General features: G+C 74.3%; 12 protein-coding genes. 6 read left to right on the top strand and 6 right to left on the bottom strand.

Features of this window, described 5'->3' with window-relative positions:
- Positions 1–20: 20 nt before the first annotated feature.
- Positions 21–1,076 carry a LacI family DNA-binding transcriptional regulator gene (locus E1293_RS06375; RefSeq protein ID WP_481725996.1) on the bottom strand — a complete coding sequence of 352 codons (1,056 nt, stop codon included), beginning with the start codon at positions 1,074–1,076 and terminating at the stop codon, positions 21–23.
- Positions 1,077–1,166: 90 nt separating this feature from the next.
- Positions 1,167–2,372 (bottom strand): M20 metallopeptidase family protein, encoded by a 1,206-nt coding sequence (locus E1293_RS06370; protein ID WP_132194810.1) that lies wholly within the window; start codon positions 2,370–2,372, stop codon positions 1,167–1,169.
- Between the two features lie 70 nt (positions 2,373–2,442).
- On the opposite strand from E1293_RS06370, the gene E1293_RS06365 reads away from it, so the two are divergent.
- The 4 genes from E1293_RS06365 to E1293_RS06350 all read left to right on the top strand — a co-directional run bounded on the left by E1293_RS06365 (position 2,443) and on the right by E1293_RS06350 (position 6,874).
- Complete coding sequence (locus tag E1293_RS06365; RefSeq protein WP_132194808.1) at positions 2,443–3,528, top strand: Lrp/AsnC family transcriptional regulator; 1,086 nt, start codon at positions 2,443–2,445, stop codon at positions 3,526–3,528.
- 132 nt (positions 3,529–3,660) lie between these two features.
- Positions 3,661–4,182 (top strand): MarR family winged helix-turn-helix transcriptional regulator, encoded by a 522-nt coding sequence (locus E1293_RS06360; protein WP_132194806.1) that lies wholly within the window; start codon positions 3,661–3,663, stop codon positions 4,180–4,182.
- 100 nt (positions 4,183–4,282) lie between these two features.
- Positions 4,283–5,020: an SCO6745 family protein gene (locus E1293_RS06355; RefSeq protein ID WP_132194804.1), complete on the top strand. Its 738-nt coding sequence runs from the start codon at positions 4,283–4,285 to the stop codon at positions 5,018–5,020.
- Positions 5,021–5,161: 141 nt separating this feature from the next.
- Positions 5,162–6,874 carry a hypothetical protein gene (locus tag E1293_RS06350; protein WP_132194802.1) on the top strand — a complete coding sequence of 571 codons (1,713 nt, stop codon included), beginning with the start codon at positions 5,162–5,164 and terminating at the stop codon, positions 6,872–6,874.
- A 4-nt stretch (positions 6,875–6,878) separates the two neighbouring features.
- Here the strand turns inward: E1293_RS06350 and E1293_RS06345 are convergent, their stop codons facing one another.
- Positions 6,879–8,066 carry an MFS transporter gene (locus E1293_RS06345; protein ID WP_132194800.1) on the bottom strand — a complete coding sequence of 396 codons (1,188 nt, stop codon included), beginning with the start codon at positions 8,064–8,066 and terminating at the stop codon, positions 6,879–6,881.
- A 61-nt stretch (positions 8,067–8,127) separates the two neighbouring features.
- Here E1293_RS06345 and E1293_RS06340 point away from each other — a divergent pair, with 61 nt between their 5' ends.
- Entirely contained in the window at positions 8,128–8,511 is a 384-nt protein-coding gene (locus tag E1293_RS06340; RefSeq protein WP_132194798.1) for a MerR family transcriptional regulator, read from the top strand.
- 36 nt (positions 8,512–8,547) lie between these two features.
- The gene (fdh, locus tag E1293_RS06330; protein ID WP_165978101.1) at positions 8,548–11,799 is read left to right on the top strand and encodes a formate dehydrogenase; all 3,252 of its coding nucleotides are present in this window, start codon (positions 8,548–8,550) and stop codon (positions 11,797–11,799) included.
- Here fdh and selD read toward each other — a convergent pair.
- From selD to selA, 3 genes are read right to left on the bottom strand one after another with little or no spacing between them, the layout of a single operon-like run.
- Positions 11,796–12,785: a selenide, water dikinase SelD gene (gene selD, locus E1293_RS06325; RefSeq protein ID WP_132194792.1), complete on the bottom strand. Its 990-nt coding sequence runs from the start codon at positions 12,783–12,785 to the stop codon at positions 11,796–11,798. The genes fdh and selD overlap by 4 nt on opposite strands.
- Positions 12,782–14,548 (bottom strand): selenocysteine-specific translation elongation factor, encoded by a 1,767-nt coding sequence (gene selB / locus E1293_RS06320; RefSeq protein ID WP_243716053.1) that lies wholly within the window; start codon positions 14,546–14,548, stop codon positions 12,782–12,784. The genes selD and selB overlap by 4 nt, the downstream gene beginning before the upstream one ends.
- The gene (gene selA / locus E1293_RS06315) at positions 14,545–15,864 is read right to left on the bottom strand and encodes an L-seryl-tRNA(Sec) selenium transferase (protein WP_132194790.1); all 1,320 of its coding nucleotides are present in this window, start codon (positions 15,862–15,864) and stop codon (positions 14,545–14,547) included. Before selA ends, selB begins: the two co-directional genes overlap by 4 nt.
- Positions 15,865–15,917: the final 53 nt, after the last annotated feature.

Raw genomic sequence — 15,917 nt, 5'->3', positions numbered from 1 at the left:
CTCTCGGGGCCGGTCGGGGGTCAGGTCCGGCGGCGGACTCCGCTGCTCTCCCGGACGACGAGTTCGGGTTCGACGACGCGGCGCGCCCCGGCCCGCGGCCTGCCCGCCGGGGCGGAGGCGCCTCCGATCCGGTCGAGCAGCAGGCCGAAGGCGCGCCGCCCCACCTCGGCGAAGTTCTGCCGGACGGTGGTCAGCGGCGGCGGGAAGTAGGCGGCCTCCGGCACGTCGTCGAAGCCGACGACGCTGACGTCGCCGGGCACGTCCCGGCCGGCCTCGCGCAGCGCCCGCAGCAGGCCGAGCGCCATCGCGTCGTTGGCCGCGAACACGGCCGTGACCTCGGGGTCGGCCGCGATCTGCCGGCCGAGCTCGTAGCCGGACCGGGCGCTCCAGTCGCCCGCCGGCAGGTCGGGGACGGCGCGCCCCGCGGCCCGCAGCGCGGCGCGCCAGCCGTCCACGCGGCCGCTCGCGTCCACCCAGTCGGGCGGGCCGGCCAGGTGCACGACCGTCTCGTGGCCGAGGCTGAGCAGGTGCCGGACGGCGCGCTCGGCGCCCGCCCGGTGGTCGACCGCCACGGCGGGGAACGGCACGTCGGCGCCCGCGCCGACCGCGACGAGCGGGGTGTCGGACGGCAGCTCCTTCAGCCCGTCCGCGGCCGACTCGTGCGGGGCCACGACCATGATCCCGTCCGCGGACTGGGCGCGCAGCCGCTCCACGCCCTCGCCGATCGAGCGCCGGTTCAGCGAGCCGAGGCTGACGATGCTGACGGTGTAGCCGTGCTCGCGGGCGGCCTGCTCGATGCTGAACAGCGTGGAGGCCGGCCCGTACAGCGTGGTGTCGAAGCTGACCACGCCGAGCACCCCGGACCGCCCGGTGGCGAGCACCCGGGCCGCCGAGTTGGGCCGGTAGTCGAGGGCCTGCACGGCCGCCATCACCCGGGCGCGGGTCTGCGGCCGCACCTTCTCGGGCGTGTTCAGGACGCGCGACACGGTCATCGCCGAGACGCCGGCCATCGCGGCCACGTCCTCCATCACCGCCAGCCGCCGGCCGTCGGGCGCCTCCGGTGGTTCGGCGGCCACATCCCCTCCCCGAGCCGTCGCGACGCTACGCCCGAATGTTTGCGCTAACTCACCCGAATGTCAACCGGGCCCCGTCGCGGGCCGCGGCCGTCACGCGGTCGCCAGGCGGCGGGCGGCCAGCTCGGTGAGCAGGGCGGCGGCGCCGGGCAGGACGGCGTCGTCGTAGGCGGCCAGCGGCGAGTGGTTCATGGGCGCGGTGGCGGGATCGCGGCCGGGCGGGCAGGCGCCGAGGAAGACGAACGCGCCCGGAACCCGCTGCAGGACGAAGGAGAAGTCCTCGGAACCGGCGACCGGGCGGGGCGACTCGAAGACGCGGTCGTCGCCGAACACGTCGCGGGCGGTGCCGAGGGCGAACTCCGCCTCGCCGGGGGTGTTGACGGTGACGGGGTACTGCTCCCGGTAGTCGAGGTCCACGGTGACGCCGTGGGCGGCGGCGATGCCGTGCACGACCCGCTCGAACCCGGCGCGCACCTTGCGGTGGGCGTCCTCGGAGAACGACCGGATCGTGGCCTTGAGGGTCGCCGTCTCGGGGATCACGTTCGCGGCCGTCCCGGCGTGCACCGAGCCGACGGTGACGACGGCGGGGTCGAAGGCGTCCAGGTCGCGGGTGACCATCGCCTGCAGCGCCGTGATCATCTCGCCGAGCGCGGGGACCGGGTCCCGGGCGAGGTGCGGCATCGAGCCGTGCCCGCCCCGGCCGCGGATCGTGACCTCCGCCTCGTCGGCCGCGGACAGGATGGTGCCGGGCCGGGTGAAGGCCGTGCCCCGCGGGAGCCCGGTGGAGAACACGTGCAGGGCGTAGGCGGCGGCGACCCGCTCGCCCGCCGCGTCCAGCACCCCCTCCTCGATCATGAGCTGCGCGCCGCCGTCGCCCTCCTCGCCGGGCTGGAACATGAGGACGATGTCGCCGGGCAGTTCCGCGCGGCGCGCGGCGAGCAGCTTGGCGGCGCCGACCAGCCCGGCGACGTGCAGGTCGTGGCCGCAGGCGTGCATGCGGCCGGGGATCCGCGAGCCGTAGTCGAGTCCGGTCTCCTCCTGGACGGGCAGGGCGTCCATGTCGGCGCGCAGCAGTACGGCGGGGCGCGGTCCGCCGGGCCTGCCCTCGCCGCGCAGGACGGCGGTCACCGAGGTCAGGGCCTTGCCCGTGGTGATCTCCAGGGGCAGGCCGTCCAGGGCGGCGAGGATCTTCTCCTGGGTGCGGGGAAGGTCGAGGCCGAGTTCCGGCTCGCGGTGCAGGGACCGGCGCAGCTCGACCAGCTCTTCGCGCAGGCCGGCGGCATCGTCAGGGACGGGCATGCAGGTATGCTGCGGACCGAGCGCCCCATCGGCGGGATCTTGCCGGAATCCACCGCGAAGGCATGACCGGATGCAGACATCGGCCACCCTGGACGAGCTGGACCACCTGCTCGTCACCGCCCTGCAGACCGCGCCGCGCGCCGACTGGCGGCGGATCGGCGCCGTCCTCGGCGTGGACGCGTCCACGGCGGCCCGCCGCTGGGCGCGGCTGACCTCGTCCGGCCTGGCCTGGCTGTCGTGCTTCCCGGTCGCGGTCGACTGGATGACGCCGGTGGTCGCGTTCATCGAGGTCGACTGCGTCCCCGGGCGGCTGCACCATGTCGCCGCAGAGATCGCCGAGGACCCGCACGTGTTCAATCTCGAACACGTCACCGGGGGCCGCGACCTGCTCTTGACGGTCGTCCTGCGCGACAACGCCGAGCTGGCCCGGTACGTGGGGTTCCGGCTCGGACGCCTGGACGGCGTCACCGCGGCGCGCACGCAACTCGCCACCACCCTGCACACCGAGGGCAGCCGGTGGCGGCTGGACCGGCTCGGCGAGGACCAGCGCGACGTGCTGCTCGGCGGCCGGCCGCGCGGCGGCGGCGACCGGGGACTGCGCCGCGAGGACCAGGGGCTCGCGCGCCTCCTGGCGCAGGACTGCCGCCAGCCGGTCTCCCGGCTGGCCGAGCGGACCGGGCTCAGCCCGACGACCGTCCGGCGGCGGCTCGCGCGGCTGGACCGGGCCGGCGCGCTGATGTACCGGTGCGAGGTGGCGCGCTCGCTGTCCGGCTGGCCGGCCACGGTCTACCTGTGGGCGACGGCGCCGCCGGACGAGGCGGCCCGCGTCGCCGGGCGGCTCATCGGGATGCGCGAGACCCGGCTGTGCGCGTCGCTGTCGGGCTCCCGCAACCTGCTCTTCGCGGTGTGGCTGCGGTCGGTCGAGCGCGTCCAGTCGTTCGAGGCGGAGCTGTGCCGCCGCTTCCCGCAGCTCGCCATCACCGACCGGTCGGTGGCGCTGTGGCAGCTGAAGCTCGCCGGGCGGCTCCTCGACCCGCAGGGCCGCCACCTGCGGACCGTCCCGTTCTGGACGTGGGACGACCCGGGCACCGAGGCCGAGATGGACGCCCTGGTCGCCCGGCTCCGCAGCGGCCCGGACCGCGCCGTCGCGCCGTGACGTCCGGAAGCCTTATCGTGGGTTACCGCCTGCGAACCCGCCGCTCGGCCCATGATGTGAACGCCGCGCGGCGGTGCCGCCGGGGGCGAGGCGAGGGGCCGCCGAAGGGGACTCCGTGCGAAAGGCCGAGGTGTGAGCCAGCGACGACCGCCGCCGCCGGGCGGCGAACCGGCGGACGAGGGTACGGGCGCCGTCCCGGACGACGTCGCGGCCTCCGTGGAGCGCGTGCTGAGCACGACGGCGCTGCTGTGGAACCGCGCGGACCAGGGCCTGGAGCCCGCCATCTCGCCGATCCAGCTGCGCACCGTGGAGGTCCTCGCGCGGTTCGGCCGGCTGAACCTCGGCGGGCTCGCCGACCAGCTGGGCGCCATCCCCTCGTCCACGAGCCGGCTGTGCGACCGGCTGGAGGCGGCCGGGCTGATCGTGCGGGAGACCGCCCGCGCGGACCGGCGGGAGATCGTGCTGCGGCTCAGCGACCAGGGCGAGCGGCTGTACGCGGAGCTGGTCCGGCGGCGCCGGGCGGCGGTGCGGGAGGTGCTGGCGCGGATGTCGCCGGCGTCGCGGGGCCGGCTGCTCGACGCGCTCACCGAGTTCGGCCAGGCCGGCGAGCGGCGGGCGCCCGGACCGCGGGTCGTCGGGTCGCGGACGGCCTGAGCGGCGGCACCGCCGCGATCGGCACGACCCTCCCGGGGGCGCTCGCGCCGCGCGGCAGTAACCTGCCGGTTACTTGACCGCCGAGGAACCGGGAGGACCGATGGGCGAGCTGAGCGCGGCGGACACCGTCCGCGCGGCCGACAAGATCATTCACGATGTCGGGTCGCGCTGGATGCTGTCCCGCCGGACGGCGGAGCATGGCAAGGAGCAGGGCTACGCCAACCCGTTCGCCTACTACGTCGCCGGACGCGGCGGGGTGCTGGGCGACGTCGACGCCGACGTGGTCTCGGCGGCGCTCGGCTGGTTCGAGCCCGGGTTCGTCCGGCCCCAGTGGGACGAGGGGGTCGCGGTCGCCGGGGCGCGCGAGGCGACGCGCCGCTACCGCCTCGGGTGCGCGGCCTGGGCCGAGGGGCACGTGCCGGACGACCCGCGCCTGGCCGGGCTGGCCGAGCGCGTCGCCCGCGCCGCGACCGGGTCGGGGCTGCCGCTGTTCTGCGGGTGGCGCGCCGAGCCGCTCCCGGACGGCGGCCCGGCCCGGCTGATGCAGCTGGTGCAGGTGCTGCGGGAGCTGCGCGGCGGGCTGCACCTCGTCGCGACGACCGCCGTCGGCCTGTCCCCGGTGGAGGCGATCCTGACGCAGGACGGCCCGGACACCGCGCGGTTCTTCGGCTGGCAGGGCGACCTGCCCGGCTGCGAGGAGCTCAGGCCGCGGCGGGTGGAGGCGGAGGAGATCACCGACCGGCTCTGCGCCGCCGTCTACGAGCGGGCGCTGTCGCCGTCCGAGCGCGCCGAGTTCGCCGAGCGGACGGGCGCGCTGGGGTCGGCCGTCCTCGGCTGAGCCGTTCTGCCAGGCCGCGGGCCCCGGCTTGTCGGCCCGGGACAAGAGCGGGCCGGAGATTGTGCAAATGGGCGACTGTCGCAACGAGAACGACAGGTTCATTGTTGCCCCGTAACCGATCACGTCCGAGAGGAGAACGTGATGGGGCGACGAACCCTCCCCCTCGCGGTCATCGCGGCGTCGGCGCTGGCCGTCGCGGCGGCCGGGCCGGTGCACGCGCGGGAGGCCGGCCGGTCCGAGACGCCGGTCGCCTCCGGCTCGCCCGTCACCGGCGTCAGCGAGTCCGCGGTGCGTGTCAAGGTGCCGCTGCCGGCCTCGGCGGGCCCGCATCCGCAGGCCTGCGACTGGCTGTCCTACCTGCGGTTCCGGCACAAGGACGGTCCGGCGGAATCGGCCAAGGCCGACCGGATCCTGGTCGCGCAGCCGGGCATCCTGGAAGGCGCGGGCGCCTTCGACAGCGTCGCGCGGAACACGGTCGCGGCGGCGGCGAAGAGCGGGCGGCACATCGAGTTCTGGGCGCTCGACCGCCGCTCCAACTGCCTGGAGGACGCCACGGGGCTCCAAGCGGGCCTGAAGGCGAAGGACGCCCACCTCGCGGTGGACTACTACTACCGCCAGAAGGCGGTCGACGGCCGGAAGTTCGCCGGCTACCAGAGCAACGACCAGGTGAAGTGGCTGCAGAACGTCGGGCTTGAGCAGACCGTCCGCGACCAGTACGACCTGATGGCCGCGGAACTCCCCGACCAGGCGGCGCGCAAGCGGAAGATGATGTGCGGCGGCCATTCCCTGGGCGGCGTCCTGACGGCGTACTTCGCCGAATGGGACTTCGACGGGAACCACGCCACCACGAACGACGCCGGATACAACCAGTGCTCCGGCTACTTCGCGCTGGACACCCGCATCGAGACGGGCCTGCCCGGTGTCGGCGGCGGTTTCCCGGAGGACTGGGTCCCGCTTCTCCAGTTCGGCGCGGGCGCCGTCCAGGCCGGGCTGGAGACCGGTGTCATCCCACGGTCGCTGTCGGCCCCCGCGGTGATCAACACCGAGACGATGAACCTGCTGGGCATCGCGGGCCTGGCCGCGAACCTGGCCCCGGGCGGCCTCTCGGACCTCGCCACCTATGTCCCGTCGTCGTTCAACACCGACTCGACGTACCGGGTCCTGTTCTCCAAGGACTACCCGACGTTCCTCAAGGGCTCCCCCACCGTCAAGGACTTCCGGTTCACCAACGCCGCCGCGCTCGGCGGGCTGCTGGACGACAACTCCGAGCCACTCGCGTTCATGCAGTCCAGCGTCGGCTTCTGGGACGGCGGGAAGATCGTCGACAAGGAGTTCCCGGCACCCAACAACCTCGACGAGCTGGGGCTCGGCGGCCTGTCCAGGCTGCTCGGCAAGGAGAAGAAGGCCATCCCGGACGAGCCCGGCGGCCCGCTCTTCTCCTGGCGGAACTTCGACCGCGTCGGCGCCCCGGACGATCCCGTCTACACGTCCAAGGACGGCACACCGTTCACGTCCGCCGGCAAGGAGGTCACCGACATCGGCGAGCTGGCCCGCAGCCTGTCGGAACACCCGCTCGACTTCACCGAGCACTACTTCCCCACGAAGATGGTGACCGACATCGCGCTGGCCGACGTCCCCGGCATCGCGGACGACGCCGTCCACGAGAACGGCCTCACCGCGAACCCGACGCTCAACCTGGAGGCCGGTGACGGGCTCGGGTTCAGCGATCCGCAGCCCGGCGACGTCATCGCGCCCGGCTACCAGCACCTCGACGTGCTGACGGCGTCCGCCGTGCAGAACGACGGGAGGCCCGAGCCGGTCTCCACGAACCTGGCCGCGTTCGCGGCCAGGTGAGGCTCTAGGACTGGAGCGCGCGCACACCGTCCCCGCGCGGAGCGGGGGCGGTCGCGCGGCGCGGGACGGCGGCGAAGGTCACGGCCAGCGCGGCGAGGGACAGCCCGGACGCGGCGAACCCCAGCCAGCGCAGCCCGCCCGACGCGACGAGCCCGCCGCCCAGCGCGGACCCGGCCGCGATGCCGATGTTGAACGCGCACACGTTGACCGACACCGCGAGCGTCGGCGCGCCCCCGGCCCGCCGCAGCATGAGGCTCTGCAGCACCGGCGTGGTCGCCGAGGCCAGCAGCCCGAACGCCAGGACGGCGGCCACCGCGGGCAGCCGCCAGCCGAGCGCGGCCGGGACGAGCGCGAGGACGACGGCCAGCCCGGCGAACGTCCCCCGGACGGCCGCGGCGGCGGACCGGTCGGCGGCCCGGCCCGCGATCAGCCCGCCCGCGAGGCTGCCCCCGCCGTAGACCAGCAGCAGCACCGAGACGGCCGTGGGGGTGAACCCGGTGATCTCGCCGAGCGCGGTGGCGAGGTAGGTGAAGACGGTCGAGACGGCGGCCATCCCGAGCGACGTCATCGCGATGATCAGCAGTACCGGGCGCCGGGTGACCGTGCGCAGCTCGTCCCGGACCCGGGCGTCGGGCGCGTCGTAGCGGGGCAGGACGGCGGCCAGCAGGAGGGCGGCGGCGAGGGCGAGCGCCGCCAGCACCGCGAACGGCACCCGCCAGCCCGCCCGCTCGCCGAGCAGCACCCCGACCGGGACGCCGAGCAGCGTCGCGACCGCGAACCCCGACGCGATGGCGGCGATGGCGGTGCCGGCGCGCTCGGCCGGGACGGTCCGGGTGGTCAGCAGCAGGGCGATGGTCAGGAACGCGGCGTGGCTGAGCGACGCGACGACCCGGCCCGCCAGCAGCAGCTCGTACGACCCGGCGGCCGCGCAGATCGCGTTGCCGGCGGCGAACAGCAGGAGCAGCCCGATGGCGACGCCCTTGCGCGGCAGCCGGACGGTCAGCACGGTCACCAGCGGCCCGCCGATCACCACGCCGAGCGCGTACCCGGTGACGGCCTGCCCGGCGGCGGCGACCGTGACGCCCAGGTCGGCGGCGACCTGGGGCAGCAGGCCGGAGATCAGGTACTCCGACGTCCCGACGACGAACACGCTCACGGTCAGGGCGGCGAGAACCGCGATTCCTCTTCCCATGCCCGCGACGGTAAAGTCTCACATGGATGTGAGAGTCAAGCCGAGGACGGAGGCCCATCGGATGCGCATCGGGGAACTGTCGCGCAGGACGGGCGTGAACCAGCGCCTGCTGCGCTACTACGAGGAGCAGGGGCTGCTGCGGCCGGAGCGGCTCGCGAGCGGGTACCGGGAGTACGGCGAGGACGACGTGCGGGTCGTCGGCCGGATCAGGTGCCTGCTCGCCGCCGGGCTGAACACCGCGACGATCGCGACGCTCCTGCCGTGCGTCCGCGACGACGACGAGCGGCTCGTGCCCACCTGCCCCGACATGCTCGCCCACCTGAGCCGCGAGCGGGACCGCATCAGCGGCGCGATCGAGGAGCTGCTGCACTCCCGGTCGATGCTCGACACGGTGATCGGCGCGGGCACCGACGCGGGCGTGTTTCACCCCGCGGGCGCCGGGTAGGTGGACCGCGCGCCAAGGTGAGAAGGGCGGTGTGACGTGGGCGTTCGTACCTGGATCGGGTCATGGCCCGTCTACCGCCAGTTCACCGGCGACGATCCACTGGGACGCGGAGCCGCGGCCAAGAGCGCGGGCACCGAGCGGATCAAAGCGCGGGTGAGCACCGCCGACCAGGTCGTCAAGTCGGTCTGCCCGTACTGCGCGGTCGGCTGCGGGCAGGACGTGTACGTCAAGGACGGCAAGGTCACCCAGATCGAGGGCGACCCCGACTCGCCGGTCAGCCGGGGGCGGCTCTGCCCGAAGGGCTCGGCGACCCTGCAGCTGACCACCGGATCGGCCCGCGAGCACCGGGTCCTGTACCGGCGCCCGCACGGCACCGAGTGGGAGCCGCTCGACCTGGACACGGCGATGGACATGATCGCCGGCCGGGTGATCGAGGCGCGCCGGCGCGGCTGGCAGTGGGAGCAGGACGACTTCCGGGTGCGGCGGACGCTGGGCTTCGCGAGCCTGGGCGGCGCCACGCTCGACAACGAGGAGAACTACCTGATCAAGAAGCTGTTCACCGCGCTCGGCGCGGTGCAGATCGAGAATCAGGCCCGCGTTTGACACTCCTCCACCGTTCCCAGTCTGGGAACCTCGTTCGGACGCGGCGGCGCGACCACCTTCCAGCAGGACCTGCAGAACTCCGACTGCATCGTCATCCAGGGCTCGAACATGGCCGAGTGCCACCCGGTCGGGTTCCAGTGGGTGATGGAGGCGAAGGCGCGCGGCGCGAAGCTGATCCACGTCGACCCGCGGTTCACCCGGACCAGCGCGCTCGCGGACGCCCACGTCCCGCTGCGCGCGGGCAGTGACATCGCGTTCCTCGGCGGGATCATCAACTACGTGCTGGGGAACGAGAAGTACTTCCGCGACTACGTCGTGCCGTACACGAACGCGTCGGTGATCCTGTCCGAGGACTTCCGCGACACCGAGGACCTGGACGGCGTCTTCTCCGGCCTGAACCCGGACAAGCGCAGCTACGACCACACGACGTGGCAGTACGAGGGCATGGAGGTCCAGGCGGCGTCCGGCCAGCGCGACATGGAGTACGAGGAGCGCGTCGAGGCCGTCGCGGAGTCGGGGCGCGGCGAGGCGCACGGCTCCGGCGGCGCGGCGATCGGCGAGGGCGACCCCGAGCGGGACCCGACGCTGGAGCATCCGCGGTGCGTGTTCCAGGTGCTGAAGCGGCACTACGCGCGGTACACGCCGGAGATGGTCGAGCGGATCTGCGGCGTCCCGCGGGACAGGTTCCTCCAGGTGTGCGAGATGCTCACCGAGAACTCGGGGCGGGACCGGACGTCCGCGTTCGTCTACGCGGTCGGCTGGACGCAGCACACGGTCGGCGTCCAGTACATCCGGACGGCCGCGATCCTGCAGAGCCTGCTCGGCAACATCGGGCGTCCGGGCGGCGGCATCATGGCGCTGCGCGGCCACGCGTCCATCCAGGGCTCGACGGACATCCCGACGCTGTTCAACCTGCTGCCCGGCTACATCCCGATGCCGCACGCGCACACCAACGAGGACCTGGACGCGTTCGTGCAGGGCGAGTCGGCGAAGAAGGGCTTCTGGGGCAACATGCGGGCCTACACCGTGAGCCTGCTGAAGTCGTACTGGGGCGACGCGGCGACGGAGGACAACGACTACTGCTTCGACTACCTGCCGCGCCTGACGGGCTCGCACAGCACCTACGAGACGGCGATGGCGCAGATCGAGGGGACCTGCGAGGGCTACTTCCTGATGGGCGAGAACCCGGCCGTCGGGTCCGCCAACGCCAAGATCCAGCGGCTCGGGATGGCGAACCTCGACTGGCTCGTCGTGCGCGACTTCTCCCAGATCGAGTCGGCGACGTGGTGGAAGGACGGCCCGGAGATCGAGTCGGGCGAGATGCGCACCGAGGACATCGGCACCGAGGTGTTCTTCATGCCCGCCGCCGCGCACACCGAGAAGGACGGCAGCTTCACCAACACGCAGCGGATGCTGCAGTGGCACCACAAGGCCGTGGAGCCCGCCGGGGACGCGCGCAGCGAGCTGTGGTTCATGTACCACCTGGGCCGCATCATCCGGCGGAAGCTGGCCGGCTCGGCCGACGAGATGGACCGGCCGCTCCTCGACCTGACGTGGGACTACCCGACGCACGGCCCGCTGGACGAGCCGGACGCCGAGGCCGTCCTGGCGGAGATCAACGGGCATGACGCCGACGGGAACCCGCTGTCGTCCTATACGGAGCTGAAGGGCGACGGCTCCACGTCGTGCGGCTGCTGGATCTACTGCGGCTGCTACGCCGGCGGCGAGAACCAGCCCGCGCGCCGCAAGCCCGGCAAGGACCAGCACTGGGTGGCGCCCGAGTGGGGCTGGGCATGGCCGTCGAACCGCCGCATCCTGTACAACCGGGCGTCCGCCGACCCGGACGGCAAGCCGTGGAGCGAGCGCAAGGCCTACGTCTGGTGGGACGCCGAGGAGGGCAAGTGGACGGGCCACGACGTGCCCGACTTCATCGCCGACCGTCCACCCGACTACGAGCCGCCCACGGACGCGACGGGCCCGGACGCGCTCGCCGGCACCGACCCGTTCATCATGCAGGCGGACGGCAAGGCGTGGCTGTACGTCCCGGCAGGGCTGATGGACGGTCCGCTGCCGACGCACTACGAGCCGCAGGAGTCGCCGTTCACGAACCCGCTGTACAAGCAGCAGCGCAACCCCGTCCGGCAGCTGCTGGCGCCGCATCCGGGCAACCGGTACGGGCCGAGCGGCGCCGAGCCGGGCGCGGACGTGTACCCGTTCGTGGCGACGACCTACCGGCTCACCGAGCACCACACGGCGGGCGGCATGTCGCGCTGGCAGCCGTACCTGGCGGAGCTGCAGCCGGAGTTCTTCTGCGAGGTGGGGCCGGAGCTGGCGGCCGAGCGGCGGCTGGAGAACGGCGGCTGGGCCACGATCGTCAGCGCGCGGGCCGTGGTGGAGGCGCGGGTCCTGGTGACCGAGCGGATGCGGCCCCTCACCGTGGACGGCCGGACGATCCACCAGGTCGGCCTGCCCTACCACTGGGGCCCGAACGGCTACAGCACCGGTGACGCGGCGAACGAGCTGCTGCATCTGTCCCTGGACCCGAACACCCACATCCAGGAAGCGAAGGCGCTGACGGTCGACATCCGCGCCGGCCGCCGGCCGCGCGGCGCCGCCGCCGGGGCGCTGGTCCGCGAGTACCAGGAGCGGGCCGGCATCACCGACGAGACCGGCACCGAGGTCTAACGCACGACCAGCGGGTGATCGCCGGCGGGGACCAGCTCGCCGATGACGGGCGCGCCCGGGACCTCCCCCGCGATGAGGAGGCCGCCCGACGTCTGGGCGTCGGCGAGGAGGAGCCGGTCGTCCTCGCCGGTGGCGCCGAAGTCGGTGTGCGGGGCGACCCAGTCGAGGTTGCGGCGGGTGCCGCCGCTGACGTACCCGGCCTTGAGCGACGCGCGGGCGCCGTCCAGGTAGGGGACGGACGCGGCGTCGACCACGGCGGTGACGCCGGACGCGCGGGCCATCTTGTAGAGGTGCCCGAGCAGCCCGAAGCCGGTCACGTCGGTCGCGCAGACGGCGCCCGCGTCGAGTGCGGCGGCGGAGGCGTCCCGGTTCAGCTCGGCCATGGTGGCGACGGCGTGCTCGAAGACCTCGCCGGTCGCCTTGTGCCGGTTGTTCAGGACGCCGATGCCGAGGGGCTTGGTGAGCGTGAGCGGCGTGCCGGGCTTGCCGGTGTCGTTGCGCAAGAGGCGGGCGGGGTCGGCGACACCGGTGACGGCCATGCCGTACTTGGGTTCGGGGTCGTCCACGCTGTGGCCGCCGCCGATGTGGCAGCCCGCCTGGTTCGCGATGTCGAGGCCGCCGCGCAGCACCTCGCGTGCCAGGTCGAACGGCAGGACCTCGCGGGGCCATGCGAGGAGGTTCACCGCGACGAGGGGGCGTCCGCCGACCGCGTAGACGTCCGAGAGTGCGTTGGCGGCGGCGATGCGTCCCCAGTCGTAGGGGTCGTCGACGACCGGGGTGAAGAAGTCGGCGGTGGCGACGGCGGCCAGGCCGTCCTGGAGCCGGACCACTGCGGCGTCGTCGCCGGTGTCGAGGCCGACGAGCAGTTCGGCGTTGGGCGCGAGCGGGGTCGTGTTGAGGCCGGCGACGACGTCTTCGAGTTCGCCGGGCGGGATCTTGCAGGCGCAGCCGCCGCCGTGCGCATACTGGGTGAGCCTCTTCCTCATGGCGACCTTTCGATGCAGCGGCGGCGGAGCTCGTCGATCCGGACCGTGTAGCCCTTCTCGTCCAGGTGCTCCAGGAGGGGGACGGCGACGCGGCGGGTGGTGCCGAGCGCGCGGCGCGCCTCGCTCAGCGTGAACGGGCCGCCGAGCTTCGCGAGCAGCGCGGCGGCGCGGGCGTCGTCGCCGGGCAGCAGGACGATGCCGTCACCGACCTTGAGGAGCGCTCCGGTCGCGGCGGCGACGGCGAGCATCTTCGGGGTGAGGCCCAGCTCGGCGAGCCGGCCCGCGTCCGGCGCCTGGAACGGGGCCGCGTTCAGGTCGCCGCAGACCGCGTCGACGGCCTTCCGGACGGGCGCGGGCAGTTCGGGCGCGGTCGTCCGCCCGTAGATCCTGCCGTCGCGCTGCGTCAGACCGCCGGCGAGCGCCTCGACGAGCGCGCGGTCGGGGAGGCCGAGGGCGCGGCGGGCGGCGTCGGCGGGCAGCCCGGGGTCGGCCGGGTGCCCGGCGGCGTGCTCGTCGACGGCCGCTTTGAGGCGCTCGCGCAGGTCGTCCCAGTGGGCGGGGTCGGCGAGCCAGTCCCCCGCGACCGGTTCGGACGGGGCCGGCACACCCATCGCGACCAGGTCCGTCCGCGTGATCAGGCCGCGGCGGCGGAGCTCGTCCGCGCCGTCCGGGTTCCCGGTCATCGAGGCCAGCACTCGGGCGCGGGCCGCCGCCGCTCCGCGCCGTGCGAAGGGCTCGGGGCGGACGTCCAGAACCGTGACTCCGGCCGGGACGCGGTGGCGCCCGGAATCGCGCAGCAGGGCGGTGTCGCCGACGCGCAGCGGCAGCGGGCGCCGCAGCGACAGCCGAGCCGTGTCCTCGCCCAGCGGGCGGACGTGGACGGGCACCGAGGCCGACCCGACATGAAGCGTCAGCTCGCGCGGCAGGTCCTGCGCCGGGTCGCCGCGCAGCCGGACGTCGATGACGTCGGCGCCGAGCCAGCGCCCCGGGGTGAGCAGGGCGTCGCCGCGACCCATGTCCCCGGTGTCCCCGTGCAGGTTGACGGCGACACGGGCGACGGCGCCGACCTGTTCGTGGTCCTGCTTGAGGCTTTGCAGGCCGCGCACGCGGAGCGGGTCGCCGCCGGCGGTGAGGCGGTCGCCGACGCTGATCGTCCCGGCGCCGAGCGTGCCCGTCACGACCGTGCCCCTGCCCCGGATGGTGAAGACGCGGTCGATCCAGAGCCGGACGTCGGCGTCTCCGTCAGGGCCTGGAAGCGAACCGGCGAGCCGTTCCAGAGCCGTGCGCAGCTCGTCCAGGCCGTCGCCGGTGGCACCGCTGACCATGACGGATTCGACCTCGCCGAGCGAGGTGGCCGCGATGTGGGCGAGCGCCTCGCCCCGGACCTGGCCGGCCGTTGCTTCGTCGGTGAGGTCGCGGCGCGTGACGACGAGGAGGCCGTGCCGGACGCCGAGCGCGTCCAGGACCGCCAGATGCTCCTCGGACTGCCGCTGCCAGCCCTGGTCGGCGGCCACGACGAACATGACGGCCGGGACGGGGCCGACGCCCGCCAGCATCGTGGTGACGAGACGCTCGTGCCCGGGGACGTCCACGAAGGCGAGGTCGCCGCCGCGGGGCAGGGTCGTCCAAGCGAAGCCCAGCTCGATGGTCAGGCCGCGGCGCCGCTCCTCCTCCAGCAGGTCGGGCTCCATGCCGGTGAGCGCGCGGACGAGCGTGGACTTGCCGTGGTCCACATGGCCGGCGGTCGCGACGACGTGCATCATCGCGCCGCCGCCCGGACGGCCCCGGCCAGTGCCTCGTCCTGGCCGGGCGGCACCGAGCGCAGGTCGAGCAGGCAGCGGCCGTCCTCGACCCGTCCCATGACCGCCGGGTCGCCCTGCCGCAGCCGAGCCGCGTACGGCTCGGGCACCGACACGGCCGCGCTCGGCAGGACGACGCCCGGTGCGCCGCCGCCCCCGACCGCCGCCTCGCTGTCCACGGCCATCGCGTCCACCCCCTCGTCCCGCAGGCGGGCGGCGAGCCGCCCGGCCCGCTCCCGCAGCGCCGCGGCATCGGCGTGCAAGGCCAGTTCCGTCGGAGTGCGCGGCCCGCGGACGGTGGCCTCCAGCGCGGCGAGCGTCATCTTGTCGACGCGCAGCGCCCGGGCCAGCGGGTGCCGCGCCAGCCGCCGCACCAAGTCTTCACGTCCGAGGACGAGACCGCACTGCGGCCCGCCGAGGAGCTTGTCGCCGCTGGCGGTGACCAGATGCGCGCCCGCCTTCAGCATGGACGCGGCGTCGGGCTCGTCGGGCAGCAGTGGTTCGGGGGCGAGGAGCCCGGAGCCGGTGTCGGCGACGACCGGTACCCCGAGCCCGGCGAGCTCGGCGACGCCGGCGCCCCGCGTGAAGCCGGTCATGCGGAAGTTCGACGGATGCACCTTGAGGATGAAGCCGGTCTCGTCGCCGATCGCCGCGGCGTAGTCGTCGGGCGTGGTCCGGTTCGTCGTGCCGACCTCGCGCAGCCGGGCGCCCGTCGCGGCGAGCAGTTCGGGGATGCGGAAGCCGTCGCCGATCTCCACCATCTCGCCGCGGCTGATGACGATCTCCCTGCCGGGGGCGAGCGTGGTCGCGGCGAGTACGAGCGCCGCCGCGCCGTTGTTGACGACGTGCGCGGCCTCCGCCTGCGGCACCCGCTCCAGCAGCGCGGCCAGCGCGGACCGGCCCCGCTTCGCCCGCCGCCCCGTCTCCAGGTCGAGTTCCACGTCGGTGGCGCCGGACGCCACGGCCACGGCCTCCCGGGCCGCCTCCGACAGCGGCGCCCGGCCGAGGTTGGTGTGCAGGAGGACGCCGGTCGCGTTGAGCACGGGACGGAGCCCGGCGGCGGTCACCGGCAGCGAACTCACCGCTGCGTCCGCCACGGCGTCCGGCGGGATCTCGCCGTTCCTGGCCCGGCGCTGGGCCGCGACGACCGCGGCCTTGACCACGCCGCGCCCGAGCCGTCCGGCCGCCCCGGCGAGCCGCGGATCGGCGAGCAGGACGTCCGTGCGGGCGATCCGTCGCCGCCCGTCCACGCCTGTGACGGGCACGGCTTCACGATCCATCAGGCGACCTCCGAGCGCTGCGCTACCCGCCAGAGCCGTACGCAAACGAATCC

The sequence above is a fragment of the Actinomadura darangshiensis genome (assembly GCF_004349235.1).
Classification (GTDB): Bacteria; Actinomycetota; Actinomycetes; order Streptosporangiales; family Streptosporangiaceae; genus Spirillospora; species Spirillospora darangshiensis.
The sequence above is the reverse complement of the archived record's forward strand: the minus strand, read 5'-3'. Positions and strand labels throughout refer to the sequence as shown.

Excerpts from the sequence above, each read along its gene's own strand:
- E1293_RS06370 (WP_132194810.1), bottom strand. The coding sequence starts at position 2,372 with ATGCCCGTCCCTGACGATGCCGCCGGCCTGCGCGAAGAGCTGGTCGAG.
- selA (WP_132194790.1), bottom strand. The coding sequence starts at position 15,864 with ATGGATCGTGAAGCCGTGCCCGTCACAGGCGTGGACGGGCGGCGACGG.
- selD (WP_132194792.1), bottom strand. The coding sequence starts at position 12,785 with ATGAGGAAGAGGCTCACCCAGTATGCGCACGGCGGCGGCTGCGCCTGC.
- E1293_RS06340 (WP_132194798.1), top strand. The coding sequence starts at position 8,128 with ATGCGCATCGGGGAACTGTCGCGCAGGACGGGCGTGAACCAGCGCCTG.
- E1293_RS06345 (WP_132194800.1), bottom strand. The coding sequence starts at position 8,066 with ATGGGAAGAGGAATCGCGGTTCTCGCCGCCCTGACCGTGAGCGTGTTC.
- E1293_RS06355 (WP_132194804.1), top strand. The coding sequence starts at position 4,283 with ATGGGCGAGCTGAGCGCGGCGGACACCGTCCGCGCGGCCGACAAGATC.
- E1293_RS06350 (WP_132194802.1), top strand. The coding sequence starts at position 5,162 with ATGGGGCGACGAACCCTCCCCCTCGCGGTCATCGCGGCGTCGGCGCTG.
- selB (WP_243716053.1), bottom strand. The coding sequence starts at position 14,548 with ATGATGCACGTCGTCGCGACCGCCGGCCATGTGGACCACGGCAAGTCC.
- E1293_RS06365 (WP_132194808.1), top strand. The coding sequence starts at position 2,443 with ATGCAGACATCGGCCACCCTGGACGAGCTGGACCACCTGCTCGTCACC.